Below are 17,860 nucleotides of genomic sequence, written 5' to 3'. Positions count from 1 at the left end.
ACCCTACCTAAAAGAGAGCCATACGGGTGTGATTGTCGTCATGAATGCGCATTTATCATCCAAAAACCAGCAAGGAATAAGCGCTGCAGCGAAGGTGAAGAGGGGATCTAGACTAGGGAAGTCATCCATCAGCGTGCAAGGATTGTCCCGATGAAACTCTATGCCCATCCTTTCTCATCCTACAGCCAGAAGGTGCTGATCGCCCTCTACGAGAATGCCACCCCGTTCGAATACCTGAATCTCGAAGAGCCGGCGGCCAACGCCGAACTTGCCGCCCTGTGGCCACTCAAGCGCTTTCCCGTGTTGCTCGATGACGGTCGCTGCATTCTCGAGAGCAGCACCATAGTCGCCCATCTGCAGGCGCACCACCCGGGCCCCGTCAGCCTGATCCCGCCTGGCGATGCGGGTCTGGGGGTGCATATGCTGGATCGCGTCTTCGACAACTATGTGATGACGCCGATGCAAAAAGTGGTGCTGGATGCACTGCGCCCGGTCGCGGATCGCGACCGCTATGGCGTATCGGAGGCCCGCGAGCTGCTCGATCAGATCTACCCCTGGCTCGATCTGCGGCTCGAAGGGCGCCACTGGATTGCCGGCGCTGGCTTCACGCTGGCCGATTGCGCCGCCGCCCCCTCGCTCTTCTACGCCGACTGGGCCCACGAGATCCCCGTTGGCTATGGCCGTCTGCGTGCTTATCGCGCCCGGCTGCTTAGCCATCCCTCCATCGTGCGGGTAGTGGAGGAGGGCAGGCCATTTCGACACTATTTTCCGCTGGGCGCGCCGGCGCGTGACTGAACGGAATGGTTTGTGGCGGGCGGGCATTGCCGCCCCGGGCAATGTGCGAGGCGGACAGGGCATGGCGGCATCAACCGCAGGGAAAAAACAGTGATATTCATTCAGGTGAGTGAGTATGCGTTTATGGCCGATATTTCCCCGAGGGATTTTTAATGTTGATGCGTAATATTTCATGTTTTTGCATAAAACAAATACCGGGCATGTCTCTGCTGGCGGACTGTGTATGCCATGCTTAGGGTGAAAGAGAGATGAGGATCGGGCTAACGAGGCGGCAATTCCAGCTTAAGGATGGCAGTCGTCAGTTGAAGAGGAGAGACAGGAGCACCCATCGCTGCTGGTGGCAAAGTCGGGGGGCGGTTATCTCTTTGGCGGCTGCATAAAAAAGCCCGCTTTGATCGCGGGCTTTTTGATGGCTTGCCGGACCCAGTCCTGGCCCGGATCTGGAACCGGGAACAAGGGGGGGGCGCTGGTCTGCTCGGCTTAGCGGGCGCGCACCACCAGCCCCTTGAGGTAGAAGCCTTCCGGATAGGCGGTACCGATGGGGTGATCGGATGCCTGGGACAAGAGCTCCAGGATCTGGGCGTCGCGGCCGGCATCGAGCGCCGCATCGGCGACGATCTTCTGGAACAGGCTCTGCTCCATCAGGCCGGAGCAGGAGTAGGTCAGCAGCACGCCACCCGGTGCCAGCAGCTGGAACGCCAGCATGTTGATGTCCTTGTAGCCGCGACAGGCGCCCAGCAGTTGGGCCTTGCTCTCGGCAAACTTGGGCGGATCCAGCACGATGACATCGAACTTCTCGCCCTTCTCGCGGTATTCACGCAGCAGCTTGAACACGTCGTGACGGACGAACTGGGTGTTGCTGGTATCCAGCCCGTTCAGTTCGGCGTTCTGGCGGGCGATGTCCAGCGCATTTTGGGAGAGATCGACGTTGACCACTTCCTTGGCGCCGCCCTTGAGGGCGTAGACGCCAAAACCACCGGTGTAGCAGAAGCAGTTGAGCACCCGCTTGCCTTCGGTGTACTTGGCGGCAGCCTGGCGGTTATCCCGCTGATCCAGATAGAAACCGGTCTTGTGGCCGTTGCGAATGTCCACCAGGATCTTGACGCCGCCATTCTCCTCGATCACCACCGGCTCGGTCGGGGTCTCGCCATAGATGACACCGGTGCGCTCTTTCAGCCCTTCCTTCTTGCGTACCGCCACGTCGGAGCGTTCATAGATGCTGCACTCGGGGTAGAGAGTGCGCAGTGCTTGCGTTATCAGATCGCGCTGGAACTCGGCGCCGGCGGAGAGAATTTGGCACACCAGAAAGTCGGCATAACGGTCGATGGTCAGACCCGGCAGGCCGTCGGATTCGGCGGCGCAGAGGCGATAGCCGGTGAGGCCCTGACGCTTGATGAGCCCGTCGCGGGACTCCTGGGCGTATTTGAGGCGACGGATGAAGAAGTCGAGATCGACGGTTTCATCTTTGTCGAAGGTCCAGACCCGGGCGCGGATCTGGGAGCTGCCGGACCAGGCACCGCGGGCGAGCCACTTGCCATCCTGGGTGTAGATCTCGACGGTATCGCCATCGATGGGGTTGCCCTGTACCCGCTCGATCCCCTTGGAGAAGATCCAGGGGTGGCGACGCAGCAGGGATTTTTCGCGGCCTTTGACGAGATAGATGGAAGCGCTCATGGGGATTGCCAGATGGTCAAAAGAAAAGGGGCCACATTCTAAGGGCAATAGGGCGGCTAAGCCAGTCTTTGCTGGTATATGACGAATGACTCATCTTTGCCGTTGGACAATGGTTGGATGCAGGATATGCGCAGTTTGAGGAGATTTCTTGTTGGTGTTGCAGACTGCTTATTTCAGTGGCTGTGGTTTGAGGTGCTTAATTTATGTTCAATAATCGTTTCTTGATGCGCAAAATATATCCATATTGGTATTTTTATCTTTATTTTGTGAGATTTCCTCTAAAGAGCCATTTGGTGATGTCGATAGAGTGGGGGCTATTTTGAATCTTTCCTTGCATCGAGCTGTCCATGTCACTTTCTATTGCCACCAATGTTTCTGCCCTCAATGCGTCTCGCCATCTTGGTCAGTCAGCAAATACGCTGGACTCTGTATATCGACGACTGTCATCCGGACTGCGTATCAACAGTGCCGCCGATGATGCAGCCGGCTTGCAGATCAGCAATCGTCTTACCAGTGAAGTGAACGGAACCAACACGGCGATCCGCAATGCCAATGATGGGATCTCGGTCATCAATGTGGCCGATGGTGCACTCGATGAGTCGGTAAACCTGATGCAGAGAATGCGCACCTTGGCTCTTCAGTCGGGAAGCGGTGCCAATACGGCAGAGGATCGCGCGGCCTTGAATGCTGAATTCAAGCAACTGCAGTTGGAGATGGACCGGATTGCCACAGGCACCCGGTTTGCCGGACAGGATCTGCTGGCGGGGAGCTACAAAGGCATTTTTTCGGTCGGTGCTTATGCAGGACAAAATACCATCATTACCGATCTCAATGCCCAGACCAAAAATTTGGGAGAGATGGAGTGGCAAGCGCGCAGTCCGGCAGGCAGCAAGCCGGGAGCATATGACATTGCTGATCTCAAACTTTCATCTCAACCTGTGACTCTCAATGGCGTGACCTTTGACAAGGATTATTCCACCCTGGAAGCATTCGTGGCAGATATCAATGGCACCACTTTCCCCAATAATGAGGGGCCGGTAAAAGCGCAACAACTGCCTTTTTCAGTCGCCTCCGCAGTCGATTTATCCGCCTTGCCATCCTATATCGATGTGGCAGGCCACTCTGTGGACTTGACTACCGGCATTGACATGACTGGATGGGATCCGGTCAATCCGACAGCGAAAAATAGTGCCATCATGGCAACCGTGGTTCAGCGCATCAACAGTACTGCTCAAGCGGCAGGTCTGGGTTTTTATGTGAGTGCCTCCAACAACAGAAATCCCGCCAGCAATGCTTTGACCATGCATAGTGCTCAGGGCAACAGCCTGGCGCTGGCCAATGGCACAACGGCCCCTCCGCAGCCCGCTCCACCGGCACTTCCAGTGAGCAGCAACTCCTCTTTGAGCGCTCTGTTGCCTGACGTTACCCCCACGACATATATCGGTCAGATAGAGCTGCATTCATCAGGCGACAAGTACTCTAACATCGATATGCAAGGGGCTAGCTTGAATGCGCTGGGCTTTTATCAAGCAGACAAGAAGAAATACACCATTGATAACATTGATGTTCTGAATAATGACAATGCCAGCAGAGCGATCAAGACGCTGGATGTGGGAATGAAACAGCTGGGAGTGCAGCGTGCGAGACTCGGTGCGCAGGCCAATGCACTGGATGCACGGGTGCGCAATCTTGCCAATGCTAATGAGAACCTCAGTGCTGCCCGTTCACGGATCCGTGATGCCGATATGGCGAGTGAGTCGGCGCGTCTGGTTCGTACCCAGATCTTGCAGCAGGCCAGCTCATCCATATTAAGTCAGGCCAATAGTCGGCCCAATATGGCACTTAGTCTGCTGCAGTCATGAGCAGCAAGTTGAACTCATGGCACTCTGCAGTGCCATGAGTTCAACAAAGGGATTTCTCCCTTGGCAGATGATTGTGAAGTCATGATATTCAGATTGTGAATTGATGCTGAAACAACGGAGGCCGTCCCATGGATGGCCTCTGCTGTTTGGCGGTACGTTAGATTTTTAGCCCTTTCAATGCCTGCGCCAGCTCGGTGGCGGTGGCCTTGAGGCCGGCGGTGCCGGCCACCGAGGCGCTGGCGGACTCTTCCACCTGGCCCGCTTCGTGGCGCACCTGATCCAGATTGCGGGTGATCTCCTCGGCCACCGAACTCTGCTGTTCGCTGGAGGTGGCGATCTGGGTGCTCATCTCCAGCACCGCATCGCTGTGGTTGCTGAGTTTGTCGATGTCGAGCCCCACTTCGCTGATCAAGGCCTGGCTGCTGGCGGCGCGACCTACGGTTTTCTCCATGATGTCGTTCAGCGCGCCGGTGCCGGCCTGCAGCTCTTCGATCATCTGCTGGATCTCCACCGTGGCCTGCTGGGTGCGGCTTGCGAGGGTGCGTACCTCGTCGGCCACCACCGCAAAGCCGCGGCCCTGCTCGCCGGCGCGGGCCGCCTCGATGGCGGCATTGAGGGCCAGCAGGTTGGTCTGCTGGGAGATGGCATTGATGACGTTGACCACTTCGTTGATGCGATTGGCGTTGTGGGTCAGTCGTTCCACCGCGCCGGAGGCGTTGCCGATCTCGTCGGCCAGGGTGCGGATGGCGGCGATGGTGCGCGATACCCGGGCGGCGCCGTTGGCCGCCTCTTCGCTCGACTGGCGGGTCTGCTGCAGAGTGTCGTTGGCGTTGCGGGCCACTTCACGGATGGCGGCGGACATCTGCTCCATGGCGGCGGCCAGGGAGTCCATGTGCTGGCGCTGGGAGCGGGCCATGCTCTCACCCTCGCTGGCGTGATCGCGAAACTCGTCGGCGGCCAGGGTGAGCGCCTCGGCGGACTCTTCCACCAGTTGCACTATCTTGTGTTGGCGGTCGGTGAACCTGTCGATGCTGCCCGCCAGAATGGAGAATTCGTCGCGCACCGGGAAGAAGTTGAGGCGGAAGGTGAGATCGCCATCCGCCACGGTCTGCAATGCCTTGTTGGTGGAGTAGAGCGCACCGGAGACAAAGGTCATCAGGTAGTGGGTGACCAGGGCCAGCAGGGCAGCCAGCACGGCGATGATGGTGAGCGTGGTGCCCTGACCATCCCACATGGAGTAGCGGGAGGCATCCAGGGTGCCGGTGATGACCCCGGCTTGACCGGCGCTGGCACCGTATCGATAGATGTCGCCCTGCCGGGTTAACCCTGTGCTGCCGGTCGGGCTCAGGGTGAGCTCGGCCGGCAAAGTGAGACCAGCGTGCTGGCTGGATAGCTGGGCGCTGAGTTCGACCCGCTGTTTGAGTTGATCCAGGCGCAGCTGCATCTGTTGCTGGTGACCGTCTGCCAGCAGATACCAGCTGAGAAAGGCGATGAACAGCAGCGGGCACCAGAAGGTGATGAGAAATTTTTCGCTGATCGTGAGGTGAATGAGATAACGGTCAACCCACCGAAACTTTACTTCTTTCATAATGGTATTGCGTCCTGCAAGGGGATGAGAGTGTCGCGCTCATTATCGCCTTGGGGGGAAATTTCTTAAGGGGAAGGTGTTAGAAATGGGAGAGCAATCGTTTGTCGTGCGAGTGTGGGGTCTGGTTCAGGGAGTGGGGTTTCGTTACTTCACCCGGGAGCGGGCGCTGCAACTGGGGCTGCGGGGCCACGCCTACAACCTGGAAGATGGCTCGGTGGAGATCCTCATCTGCGGGCCGGAGCAGAGCGTGCAAATGATGCTGGGCTGGCTGGAGCGCGGGCCGCGTACCGCCGAGGTGACCCGGATGGAGTATGAAGCGGCGCCGCCACCCAAGGGGAGCGGCTTTCATACCAATTGAGCGCCTTGCTATGCCAATGACGTCGAACAGCCATGAAAAACGGGAGCCGCACAGGCTCCCGTTTGCATCGATGGCACTCTTGAGTCAGCCGGCCTAGGCGGCATCGGCGATGGCCTGGGTCTTGGCCAGCACCGCCTGCAGAGCGGGGCGTTTGGCCAGACGATCCCGATAGGCCGCCAGCTTGGGGAGAATGGTCTGCTCGAAGCGGGTGGCCCACATCAGGGTATGGGCCAGCAGCAGATCGGCGATGGTTACCTGCTCACCCAGCAGGTAACCCTGCTCGGGCACCCAGGATTCGGCGATGGCCGCTGCCTTGTCGAACTCCCACTTGGCGGTTGGGAAGATGGCCGGCAGACGCTGGGTCTCGGGCAGGGCGAAGCGGTGCTTGCCGATGGTCCACAGCGGCTGCTCCAGCTCGCAGGTGATGAAACTGACCCACTGGGCGTGTAGCGCCGAGGCCTGGGTCCCTCTGGCCGGCAGCCAGTTCGGGCCATACACCTCGGCCAGGTACTGCATGATGGCGGCGGATTCGGTCAGCACGAACTCCCCGTCCTTGAGCACCGGCATCTTGCCGCTCGGGTTGAGGGTCAGAAACCAGTCGCTGCGGTTCTCGCCCTTGGCGAAGTCGAGAAACTGGAACTGCCACGCCACGTCCAGCTCTTCCAGTAACCAGGATACGCGCAGGGCCCGGCTGACGGGGGTGCCATATAAGGTGATCATGCTTGCTCCTTGCCTGATGAAGGGGGCCATGGGCCCGTAGTGAATCGCCAGTCTAGGCAAATTACCCAGGTGCAACAAGCACCGAAAGGGTGAAGCGCTCACCACCCAGGGCGTTCAGTGGGGAGAGGAAAGAGGGAAGGGGGCGAAGAGGGCAAATAAAAGGGAGGCCGCAGGCCTCCCTCGTTGCTTGATGACCGGGCAGTGCTTACTTGACGCGCATGCCGGGCTGGGCACCTTCCTGCGGCTCCAGGATCCAGAGATCCTTGCCGCCCGGGCCTGCCGCCAGCACCATGCCTTCGGACATGCCAAAGCGCATCTTGCGCGGGGCCAGGTTGGCCACCATCACGGTCAGCTTGCCTTCCAGATCTTCCGGGTTGTAGGCGGACTTGATGCCGGCAAACACCTGACGGGTCTCGCCGCCGATATCCAGCTGCAGCTTGAGCAGTTTGTCCGCTTCCGGTACGGCTTCGGCCTTCTTGATCAGGGCTACGCGCAGGTCAATCTTGGCGAAGTCGTCGTAGCTGATGGTCTCGCTGATGGGATCGTCTACCAGTGGGCCGCTCGCTTTCGGTGCCTGTTCTTTGGCCAGATCTTCCTTGGACGCGTCGATCATGGCTTCGATTTTGGCCGGTTCGATGCGGGAGAACAGCGCCTTGAACGGGGCCAGTTGATGGTTGGTTAGCGGCTGGGCGACACCGTCCCAGCTGAGGGTTTCCCCCAGGAAGGCTTCGGCACGCTCGGCCAGCAGCGGCATCACCGGCTTGAGGTAGGCCATCAGCACCCGGAACAGGTTGATGCCGACGGAGCAGACCGCCTGCAGCTCGGCGTCAGCGCCTTCCTGCTTGGCGATGACCCAGGGAGCCTTGTCATCCACGTAGCGGTTGGCCTTGTCGGCCAGCGCCATGATCTCGCGGATGGCGCGGCTGAACTCGCGGCTCTCGTAGGCTTCGGCAATGGCAGTGCGGGCGTTGGCGAACTCGGCGTAGAGCTCAGGCTCGGCGCAGGTGGCGGCCAGCTTGCCGTCGAAACGCTTGGCGATGAAACCGGCGTTGCGGGAAGCGAGGTTGACCAGCTTGTTGACCACGTCGGCGTTGACGCGGGCGACGAAGTCATAGAGGTTCAAGTCCAGATCGTCGATGCGGCTGTTGAGCTTGGCGGCGTAGTAGTAACGCAGGCACTCCGGATCCAGGTGATTGAGATAGGTGGATGCCTTGATGAAGGTGCCCTTGGACTTGGACATCTTGGCGCCGTTGACGGTCACGTAGCCGTGCACGTTGACCTTGGTCGGCTTGCGGAAACCCGCGCCTTCCAGCATGGACGGCCAGAACAGGCAGTGGAAGTAGGCGATGTCCTTGCCGATGAAGTGATAGAGCTCGGCTTCGGAGTCCGCTTTCCAGTAGCTGTCGAAATCGATGTCGCCGCGCTTGTTGCACAGGTTCTTGAACGACGCCATGTAACCGATGGGGGCATCCAGCCAGACGTAGAAGTACTTGCCCGGGGCGCCGGGAATTTCGAACCCGAAGTAGGGGGCGTCACGGGTGATGTCCCACTGCTGCAGGCCGCTCTCGAACCACTCCTGCATCTTGTTGGCCATCTCTTCCTGAATGGCACCGGAGCCGCGCACCCACTCTGCCAGCCATTTTTCAAACTGCGGCAGGTCGAAGAAGAAGTGCTCGGAGTCCTTCATCACCGGGGTGGCGCCGGAGACGGCGGATTTCGGATCAATCAGCTCGGTCGGGCTGTAGGTCGCGCCGCAGCTGTCACAGTTGTCGCCATACTGCTCCGGGGACTTGCACTTGGGGCAGGTGCCTTTGACGAAGCGGTCCGGCAGGAACATGGACTGTTCCGGATCGAACAGCTGGGAGATGGTGCGGCTCTTGATCTTGCCGCCGGCTTGCAGACGGCCGTAGATCAGCTCCGCCAGCTCGCGGTTCTCGTCGCTGTGGGTGGAGTGATAGTTGTCAAAACTGATGTTGAACCCGGCGAAGTCGGCCTGGTGCTCCTTGGAGACGGCCGCGATCATCTCTTCCGGGGTGATCCCCAGCTGTTGGGCCTTGAGCATGATCGGGGTGCCGTGGGCATCGTCGGCACAGACAAAGTGCACCTGGTGACCGCGCATTCGCTGATAACGAACCCAGATATCGGCCTGGATGTGTTCCAGCATGTGGCCAAGATGGATGGAGCCATTGGCATAGGGAAGGGCGCAGGTTACCAGCATTGTACGAGGATCAGTTGCCATATAGTCGTTCTTGATGTGCTTGTTGGGATGATAGAGTGCCGTGCATGTTACCCGAATTGGGGGTAGCCTGCCTAGGGTTGTGGCTCGTCCGCCCTGCCGGCACACGCTGGTCGACCAGCAGGCAAGCCACTGATTTGTGTGCGGTAACCGTTCACCTCAAGATAAAGACAAGATAATGAGGAGTTAATGGTGATTGATTCAGTAAAACAGATCCTCGCCGAATTTAAGCCAACTGGCTGGGGCAAGGATCTGGTGGCTGCCGGCTTCGTGCGCAGCATCGACAAACAGGGCTCGACGCTGACCATCAAGCTGGTGCTGCCCTTTGCAGGCCACTCCCTGTTTGAGCAGATCAAGCAGGAGTTCGATGCTCGTCTGCGCAGCGCCAGCGGGGCCACCCGTATCGACTGGGTGGGCGAAATCGAGGTCGCCAGCCTGCCGCGAGCGCAAGGGCTGGCGGCGGTGCAGGGCATTCGCAACATCATCGTGGTCGCCTCCGGCAAGGGCGGGGTGGGCAAGTCCACCACCGCGGTCAACCTGGCGCTGGCGCTGCAAAAAGAGGGAGCGCGGGTCGCCATTCTGGATGCCGACATCTATGGCCCCTCCATTCCGACCATGACCGGGACCTTGAAGGAGCGCCCCGTCAGCCTTGACGGTAAGCTGATGGAGCCGGTGATGGCCTGCGGCCTCAAGAGCAACAGCATCGGCTATCTGGTGGCCGAGCAGGATGCCACCATCTGGCGTGGCCCTATGGCGAGCAAGGCGCTGGCCCAGATCCTCCACGAGACCCGCTGGGGTGAAGTGGACTATCTGGTGGTGGACATGCCACCGGGTACCGGCGACATCCAGCTGACCCTGGCCCAGCAGGTGCCGACCACGGCGGCGGTGATCGTCACCACGCCGCAGGACGTGGCGTTGGCGGATGCCCGCAAGGGACTGGCCATGTTCAACAAGGTCAGCGTACCGGTGCTCGGCATCATCGAAAACATGAGTTACCACGTCTGCAGCGCCTGTGGTCATCATGAGCCGCTGTTCGGTACCGGTGGTGGCCAGAAGATGGCGGAACAGTATCAGGTAGCGCTGCTTGGCCAGCTGCCGCTGCATATCGACATCCGCCAGCACATGGACGATGGCTGTCCGACCGTGTTTGGCGCCCCGACCGGGGAGCTGGCAGAGGCCTATCTGAAACTGGCCCGTCGGGTGGGGGCTGAACTCTATTTCAGCGGTAAACCGATTGCGACCCCCCTCTATGCCATGGCGCTGGATGAATAATCGGCGGTCGACCGCCTGGGGTGGATTTGAGGGTGGGCATGGCTCACCCTTTTTTATATAATGGATCGGTTTAAACCATCCCCACTGCTCTTCTCTTTAGGTATTTTCAATGTCTGATACTCAACATTCGTGTGTGATCATCGGTATTGCTGGTGCATCCGCTTCCGGCAAGAGTCTTATAGCCCAAACCATCTATGAAGAGCTGGTGGCCGAGCTGGGAGCCGGTCAGATTGGCGTGATCACCGAAGATTGCTACTACCGCGATCAGACCCACCTGACCATGGAAGAGCGGGTCAAAACCAACTATGACCACCCCAACGCGCTGGATCACGACCTGCTGGTCCAGCACCTGAGCCAGCTGGTGCAAGGTGATGCGGTCAATATTCCCCAATACTCCTATACCGAACATACCCGCATGAGTGAAGTGACCCCGTTCGCACCGCGCCGGGTGATCATTCTGGAAGGGATCCTGCTGCTCACCGACAGCCGCTTGCGGGATCTGATGGATGCCTCCATCTTCATGGATACGCCGCTCGACATCTGCCTGCTGCGCCGTCTGGTGCGTGACGTGCAGGAACGTGGCCGGACCATGGATTCGGTGCTCAAGCAGTACCAGAAGACGGTACGCCCCATGTTCCTGCAGTTTATCGAGCCTTCCAAGCAGTACGCGGACGTGATCGTCCCCCGTGGCGGCAAGAACCGCATCGCCATCGACATGCTCAAGGCGCGTATCCGCCACATGTTGATTGGTTGAGAGATATCAAGCCGGGTGATGCCCGGCTTTTTTAAATGAACAATTTGTCAGGAGAGTCGCCCAATGCGTCTTTGTGATACCGATATCGAACGTCATCTAGATGAAGGCAAGATCGTCATTGAGCCCAGACCCGGTATTGAACGGATCAGCGGCGTCAGCGTCGACGTGCTGCTGGGCAACGAGTTTCGGGTGTTTCGCGATCACACCGCCCCCTATATCGATCTGAGCGGCCCCAGCAGCGAAATGGCCGACGCCATCGATCGGGTGATGAGCGATGAAATCCATGTGCCGGATGGCGAAGCCTTCTATCTGCACCCGGGTCAGCTGGCCCTGGCGGTGACCTACGAATCGGTCACCCTGCCGGCCGACATCGTGGGCTGGCTGGATGGCCGCTCGTCCTTGGCCCGCCTCGGGTTGATGGTGCACGTGACCGCGCACCGCATCGATCCGGGCTGGTCCGGTCGCATCGTGCTGGAGTTCTACAACGGCGGCAAGCTGCCGCTGGCGTTGCGCCCCAAGATGAAGATCGGTGCGCTGAACTTCGAGATGCTCTCAGGTGTGGCGGCGCGTCCCTATAACAAACGGGAAAACGCCAAGTACAAGAGCCAGCAGGGTGCGGTTGCCAGTCGCATCAATCAGGACTGAGATCGGATCGACAGTCGAGCCGTCGGCAATGTGTTAAAAGAGGGCGCCGCTGGCGCCCTTCTCCATTCGCTTGGGCAGGTGGATGTGGCAAAGAGGGCAGGGCGAGGGAGTGATCTTGCCTGCCATTTGTACAAACAGGGCGATACGGTCGGTCGAAAATTGACGGAGCCGAGGTCGGTGAGAGTGATCTCTGCGGCATACTGATGATGAATTGTTCCCGTTTGGGGACTGTTTTTGTCAGGCAAGGTCTGTTTAATTAATCTGTGATAAGCCGCATGCTGACTGGCTTTAAGCTATTTACTGGCGGAATGCTCTTTTTTTTTCTTACTGAAATATTTCAACAACGGGTATGGCGTTACCAGCCTTCTGGCATAATCCGCCGCAACTCATAAACAGGTTCGTTTTTTATGTTTGAAATGTTTAGTGGTTTGGGTTTGTGGTGGTCAATCGGTTTGGTATTGGCCGTTTTTTTTGTGTTGGCCTATGAATTCATCAACGGCTTTCACGATACCGCCAACGCGGTAGCAACGGTTATCTATACCAAGGCGATGCCGGCACACATGGCAGTAGTGGCCTCCGGTCTGTTCAACTTTGCCGGGGTCATGATGGGTGGTCTGGGCGTGGCTTATGCCATTGTCCACCTGCTGCCCATCGATCTGCTGCTGGGGATGGACTCCACTCAGGGTCTGATCATGGTGTTCTCCCTGCTATTTTCCGCCATCGTGTGGAATCTGGGTACCTGGTTCTTCGGGATCCCGGCGTCCAGCTCACACACGCTGATCGGTTCCATTCTGGGGGTAGGCGGCGCCTATGCCTGGATCAGCCATCAACCGCTGCAGGAAGGCATCAACGTCGCGAAAGCCATCGACATCATGCTTTCCCTCATCATCTCTCCCACCGTCGGTTTCATCATCGCTGCGCTGCTGCTGTTTGCCATGAAACGTGTCTGGCAGGGCAGCAAGATCCACAAGACCCCGGAAGAGCGTCTGCTGGTGGATGGCAAGAAGCATCCGCCGTTCTGGGCGCGGGTGACCCTCATCTGCTCCGCCATGGGGGTGAGCTTTGTGCACGGTTCCAACGATGGCCAGAAGGGCATTGGTCTGGTGATGTTGGTGCTGATCTGCATGGCTCCTGCCTATTTCGCACTGGACATGAACAGCCGTTCCTATGACCTGGATCGCACCCAGGATGCCAATCAGCGCATCATGGAGATCTATCAGCGCAACCATGAGCAGGTTTCCAAGGTAGTGAACTTCAGTGTGCCTGCCCAGGCCCAGGAAGAGTTGATGACCCACTGTGCTGCCGATGGTGCCCTGCAGGCCATGGCCACGCTGGACAATCGTCTTGCCCAGGTGCGGACCTATGAAGAGATGGACCTGACCGATCGCCGTGAAGTGCGCCGTCTGCTGTTGTGCATCGACGATACCGCTCGCAAGGTGTCCAAGCTGCCGCTGCCGGCCAAAGAGCTGACGGACCTTGCCAAATGGCGCAAGGATCTGACGGCCACTGCCGAATATGCACCGACCTGGGTCATCGTCTCCATCGCGCTGGCGCTGGGCTGTGGCACCATGGTGGGCTGGCGTCGTATCGTCTACACCGTAGGCGAGAAGATTGGCTCCTCCGGCATGACCTACAGCCAGGGGATTGCCGCCCAGATCACCGCTGCCGCCTCCATCGGGGTGGCCAGCTTGACCGGGATGCCGGTATCGACCACCCACATCCTCTCCTCTGCGGTAGCGGGGACCATGGTGGCCAACAAGTCGGGCCTGCAGAGCCAGACCATCAAGACCATCCTGATGGCCTGGGTGCTGACCCTGCCGCTGACCATGCTGCTCTCTGGTGGTCTGTTCCTGATCAGCCATCATCTGTTCAGCTGATTGCAGATACCAAAAGCGTGTTGAGAAAGGGCCCTTGCGGCCCTTTTTTCATGGCCTCAAAAACGTGTGTGTGATGTCAGGTTCCTACCCGCCGGGTTTCCAGCCTGACCATCTTTTATATGCCATCAAACTAATTATTCCATTCAATCAATTAGTTCTCTCACCCACTAAGCTCATCCCCACCCATCAACAGGCATTCAAGATCGGAGGGTTGGCAGAGTGGACGTCTTTTGCGGTTCTGCCCCTGCTAGGGTGCAGCGAGAGCCATGGAGCTGCTCGGCGAAGGTCGGCGCCTGCTATCTCATGGCACATGACGGCCTAAATTAGCAGATGGGATTAGCTGTGTTGACGGCTGTGGAAGAGGGGTCTTTGCCTACGCCGCTTGGCGGTACGCCTAAGTTGCCGAGAGGATGGAAGGTTGAATGGTCAACCGATGCCGGTTGACAGAGGCATGCGCACTTCAAACCGATTTCGAGATGGATGGCAGGCTTGGCCATGCAGTCCATGCGCATCAATGTCGTCAAGGATGTATACACACTACGCGATATTTGTATCTGTGCCGGCTCTTATCTTATCCAGCCAGCCTAAACCAGGAGCCATGCAGTCGCGGCAGCAGGAAGACAAAACAAGGAGTGTGGATTGAGCCGCAGCGAGCCAATGGCTGTGGTTATTCAATATGATGAGGAAGACTTGGGGTACTAAGTGCTAATAGGTAGGTAGAGGTCGTGGCGCAGTAAAGGGACGGGTAATCGAGACGAGCTGACGGTGCTATGCCGCACATAAAAAAAGAGCCACACAATGTGTGGCTCATTTTGTCAGACTAGCGAGTCATCAAGGACGACCGGCCGGGCTGGTTGCAACGTTGACGGCAGCGGTACTGCCGCCATGGCGACCTGAGCTTGCCACTTCGCTGCGAACCAGCGGAGCATGAGCAACCGGCTCACGTACTGGCAGGGCAGGGGCCGCAGCCGGTGTGGCCATCGGCGCAGAGGCCTTGCGGGCACCGGCCAGCAGGCCACCACCACGTTTGACTTGCTTGGCCACAGGGGCTGCTACGGCAGTGGCTACCGGAGCCTCGTCAGCGATGACAGGCTCAGCGACCGGAGCTGGCTGTTCAACTACCAGAGGGGCAACCTCGGCTACAACCACTACCGGAGCCACTTCTTCAACTGCCGGTGCAGCAGGTGCAGCAGGTGCAGCTTCAACCACGGCAGTCTCGATGGCCGGAGCCTCGACAGCAATGGCTTCCACTGCGACCGGGGCAGCAACTTCTGCAACCACTGGCTCGTTGACAACCGCTACCTGGGCTTCTTCAGCAACTACCGCTTCGGTTACCACTGGCTCTGCAGCCACGACTTCAGCCTGCTCGTGAGCCTCGGCCACAACGGCTTCAGGCACGACATGCTCGGTCAGCGCAGCAGAGGCCTGCAGGGCGGCGGCAACCGCTTCAGCACTGGGAATGGTGATGACAGGAACTGCCGGTTCTTCCACTTTCACTTGGGCGGCATCTGCCTGGGCAGCTGCAGTCAGGGTAGGGGTAGCGCCTTCGGCAGACTGCTCTTCATCTTCACGCTGGCTGCGGGCATCTTCATTGATGCGCTTGCGACGCTGGCCTTCGATACGCTGATTGCGCGGCGTACGGCGGGAACGACGCTGGCCTTCGGCCTGCTCATCGTGCTGCTCTACTGCATCGGAGGCCTCTTCGGCAACAACCGGAGCATCGGCGGGCAGGGCGGCAACGTCGCTGGCCGGGGCATCGACCCGGATCTGCTTGCGCAGTTGACGGCGTTCGCGGCGCTCAGCCACTTTCTGCTCTTTTTCCAGACGCGGCTCGTCGTTGACCATGGTGGTGGTATCGACGGTTTCTACCGCTTCAACGACCACTTCGGCACGAGGTTCACGCGGAGCACGGGGCTCACGAGCAGGGCGCGGTGCGCGGGGTTCGCGTTCCTGACGCGGCTCACGAGTCTCGCGAGGTTCACGTTCCATGCGCTGTTCACGCACTTCGCCACGGGCTTCACGCTCCTGACGCGGCTCACGCTCTTTGCGGGGACGACGGTTGCGGCTTTCACCACCTTCACGGTTGGCACCCGCTTCCCGCTTCTCTGCGGTATCGGCAGGGCTGCGGTTACCACGGTTGTCATCACGACGACCACGCTGACCACGGCTGCGGGTTTCATCGCGTTGATGACGATGCCCCTCATCCTTGCGTGCTTCGCGCTGGGCTGCCGGTTTGTCGGCAGGGGCCTTCACGTCGGCAGGGGCGGTGTCGGAACCGAACAAGCCGGAGATGGCCTTGAACAGTTTGCCAAACAGACCGGCTTCGGGGGCGGCTGGTGCGGCGGGAGCCACGACCGGGGCCGGTGCGGCGGGAGCCGGCTGGGGCGCCTGGACAAAACCTTGCAGCAGCGGTTGTTCGCGCTCGATCACCTGAGCCTGTTTCGGCTGGTAGACCGGCTTGGCAATCTCGGTTTTCAGCTCGTAGCTGGCCGCTTCCGGGATCTCGTTCTGACGGATGCGGGTCACTTCGTAGTGCGGGGTTTCCAGATGCTGGTTTGGAATGATGTAGACACGCACATCATTGCGCTGTTCCAGGCTGGCGATGGAGGCACGCTTCTCGTTGAGCAGATAGGCGGCAACATCCACCGGCACCTGACCGTGAACCTGCTCGGTGTTGTCCTTCATGGCCTCTTCTTCGATGAGACGCAGAATGGACAGCGCCAGTGATTCGTTGTCACGGATCACACCCTGACCCTGGCAACGAGGGCAGATATGGCTGCTGGACTCGTTGAGGGAGGGGCGCAGACGCTGGCGAGACATCTCCAGCAGACCGAAACGGGAGATCCGGCCCAGCTGGATGCGGGCACGGTCCTGATGCACCGCTTCACGCAGACGGTTTTCCACTTCGCGCTGATGACGAACCGGGGTCATGTCAATGAAGTCGATGACGATCAGGCCACCCAAGTCGCGCAGACGCAATTGACGGGCAATTTCGTCGGCCGCTTCCAGGTTGGTTTGCAGCGCCGTCTCTTCGATATCGCCGCCCTTGGTGGCGCGGGAGGAGTTGATATCGATGGAGGTCAGTGCTTCGGTCGGATCGATGACGATGCTGCCGCCGGAGGGCAGACGCACTTCACGCTGGAAGGCCGACTCGATCTGGCTCTCGATCTGGAAGTGGTTGAACAGGGCAACTTCACCCTTGTACAGCTTCACGCGATTGAGGAAATCGGGACGAACCAGCTCGATATGCGCCTTGGCACGCTCGAAGATGACCGGGTTGTCGATAAGGATCTCGCCGACATCGCGACGCAGGTAGTCACGGATGGCGCGCACGATGACGTTGCTTTCCTGATGGATCAGCACCGGTGCAGAGCGGCTCTGTGACGCCTTGTGGATGGAATCCCAGTGGTTGAGCAGAACGTTCAGATCCCATTCCAGCTCTTCCGGGGATTTGCCCACACCGGCGGTACGCACGATGAGGCCCATGCCGTCCGGCACGGTCAGGCCGCTCAGGGCTTCTTTCAGTTCAGTCCGTTCATCACCTTCGATACGGCGGGAGATACCACCGGCGCGAGGATTGTTCGGCATCAGTACCAGGTAGCTGCCGGCCAGACTGATGAAGGTGGTGAGGGCTGCACCCTTGGTGCCACGCTCTTCCTTATCGATCTGGACGATCACTTCCTGGCCTTCGCGGACCACTTCTTTGATGTTGGGACGACCCTGATAGGAGTAACCGGAGGGGAAGTAATTGCGGGCGATTTCCTTTAACGGCAGGAAACCGTGGCGCTCGGCGCCATAGTCGACAAAAGCAGCTTCAAGACTGGGTTCTACGCGGGTGATTTTGCCCTTGTAAATGTTCGCTTTTTTCTGCTCGTGTCCCGGACTTTCAATATCCAGATCGTAGAGCTGTTGTCCGTCAACCAGCGCTACGCGCAACTCTTCTTCCTGAGTCGCGTTGATTAGCATTCTTTTCATTGAGTTCTCGTTATTTTGTCATTTTGATTTCCTCCACAGGATCCTGCCGGCGCCGGCCTCGGGTCTTCAGCATACTGGGGCAACCTCCCGGTTGGGGTATGCAT

12 protein-coding genes are annotated in these 17,860 nt (G+C 59.0%); 7 read left to right on the top strand and 5 right to left on the bottom strand.

Annotated features, from left to right (window positions below; all coding sequences use genetic code 11):
- The first annotated feature begins 150 nt into the window (after positions 1-150).
- Positions 151-795: a glutathione S-transferase family protein gene (locus PG881_RS10940; protein WP_270799915.1), complete on the top strand. Its 645-nt coding sequence runs from the start codon at positions 151-153 to the stop codon at positions 793-795.
- A gap of 480 nt (positions 796-1,275) precedes the next feature.
- Here PG881_RS10940 and PG881_RS10935 read toward each other — a convergent pair whose 3' ends face one another.
- Positions 1,276-2,469: a class I SAM-dependent methyltransferase gene (locus PG881_RS10935; protein ID WP_024944750.1), complete on the bottom strand. Its 1,194-nt coding sequence runs from the start codon at positions 2,467-2,469 to the stop codon at positions 1,276-1,278.
- Positions 2,470-2,816: 347 nt separating this feature from the next.
- Between PG881_RS10935 and PG881_RS10930 the strand changes: the two genes are divergently transcribed.
- Positions 2,817-4,331: a flagellin N-terminal helical domain-containing protein gene (locus PG881_RS10930; protein WP_270799909.1), complete on the top strand. Its 1,515-nt coding sequence runs from the start codon at positions 2,817-2,819 to the stop codon at positions 4,329-4,331.
- Between the two features lie 157 nt (positions 4,332-4,488).
- On the opposite strand, the gene PG881_RS10925 is transcribed toward PG881_RS10930, so the two are convergent.
- Positions 4,489-5,919 (bottom strand): methyl-accepting chemotaxis protein, encoded by a 1,431-nt coding sequence (locus PG881_RS10925; protein ID WP_270799907.1) that lies wholly within the window; start codon positions 5,917-5,919, stop codon positions 4,489-4,491.
- An 85-nt stretch (positions 5,920-6,004) separates the two neighbouring features.
- Here PG881_RS10925 and PG881_RS10920 point away from each other — a divergent pair, with 85 nt between their 5' ends.
- Positions 6,005-6,277: an acylphosphatase gene (locus PG881_RS10920; protein ID WP_016350729.1), complete on the top strand. Its 273-nt coding sequence runs from the start codon at positions 6,005-6,007 to the stop codon at positions 6,275-6,277.
- A gap of 93 nt (positions 6,278-6,370) precedes the next feature.
- Here the strand turns inward: PG881_RS10920 and PG881_RS10915 are convergent, their stop codons facing one another.
- Both PG881_RS10915 and metG read right to left on the bottom strand, forming a co-directional pair.
- The gene (locus PG881_RS10915; protein ID WP_270799905.1) at positions 6,371-6,997 is read right to left on the bottom strand and encodes a glutathione S-transferase family protein; all 627 of its coding nucleotides are present in this window, start codon (positions 6,995-6,997) and stop codon (positions 6,371-6,373) included.
- 205 nt (positions 6,998-7,202) lie between these two features.
- The gene (gene metG, locus PG881_RS10910) at positions 7,203-9,236 is read right to left on the bottom strand and encodes a methionine--tRNA ligase (RefSeq protein WP_270799903.1); all 2,034 of its coding nucleotides are present in this window, start codon (positions 9,234-9,236) and stop codon (positions 7,203-7,205) included.
- A 186-nt stretch (positions 9,237-9,422) separates the two neighbouring features.
- On the opposite strand from metG, the gene apbC reads away from it, so the two are divergent.
- The 4 genes from apbC (at position 9,423) to PG881_RS10890 (ending at position 13,781) form a co-directional block, all read left to right on the top strand.
- Positions 9,423-10,505 carry an iron-sulfur cluster carrier protein ApbC gene (gene apbC / locus PG881_RS10905; protein ID WP_270799901.1) on the top strand — a complete coding sequence of 361 codons (1,083 nt, stop codon included), beginning with the start codon at positions 9,423-9,425 and terminating at the stop codon, positions 10,503-10,505.
- A gap of 109 nt (positions 10,506-10,614) precedes the next feature.
- Positions 10,615-11,259, top strand: coding sequence for a uridine kinase (gene udk / locus PG881_RS10900; RefSeq protein ID WP_011706091.1), 645 nt, complete (start codon positions 10,615-10,617; stop codon positions 11,257-11,259).
- A gap of 63 nt (positions 11,260-11,322) precedes the next feature.
- A complete protein-coding gene (gene dcd / locus PG881_RS10895) occupies positions 11,323-11,904 on the top strand; it encodes a dCTP deaminase (RefSeq protein ID WP_011706092.1) in 582 nt (193 codons plus the stop codon).
- A 407-nt stretch (positions 11,905-12,311) separates the two neighbouring features.
- On the top strand, positions 12,312-13,781 hold the full coding sequence (locus PG881_RS10890; protein WP_270799899.1) for an inorganic phosphate transporter: 1,470 nt from the start codon (positions 12,312-12,314) through the stop codon (positions 13,779-13,781).
- Positions 13,782-14,612: 831 nt separating this feature from the next.
- Here PG881_RS10890 and rne read toward each other — a convergent pair.
- Positions 14,613-17,756 (bottom strand): ribonuclease E, encoded by a 3,144-nt coding sequence (gene rne / locus PG881_RS10885; protein WP_270799896.1) that lies wholly within the window; start codon positions 17,754-17,756, stop codon positions 14,613-14,615.
- Between the last annotated feature and the right edge of the window lie 104 nt (positions 17,757-17,860).

Source organism: Aeromonas sp. QDB54, assembly GCF_027707385.1.
Classification (GTDB): domain Bacteria; phylum Pseudomonadota; class Gammaproteobacteria; order Enterobacterales; family Aeromonadaceae; genus Aeromonas; species Aeromonas hydrophila.
Note: the sequence above shows the minus strand (reverse complement) of the source record. Positions and strands in the feature narration are given on the sequence as shown.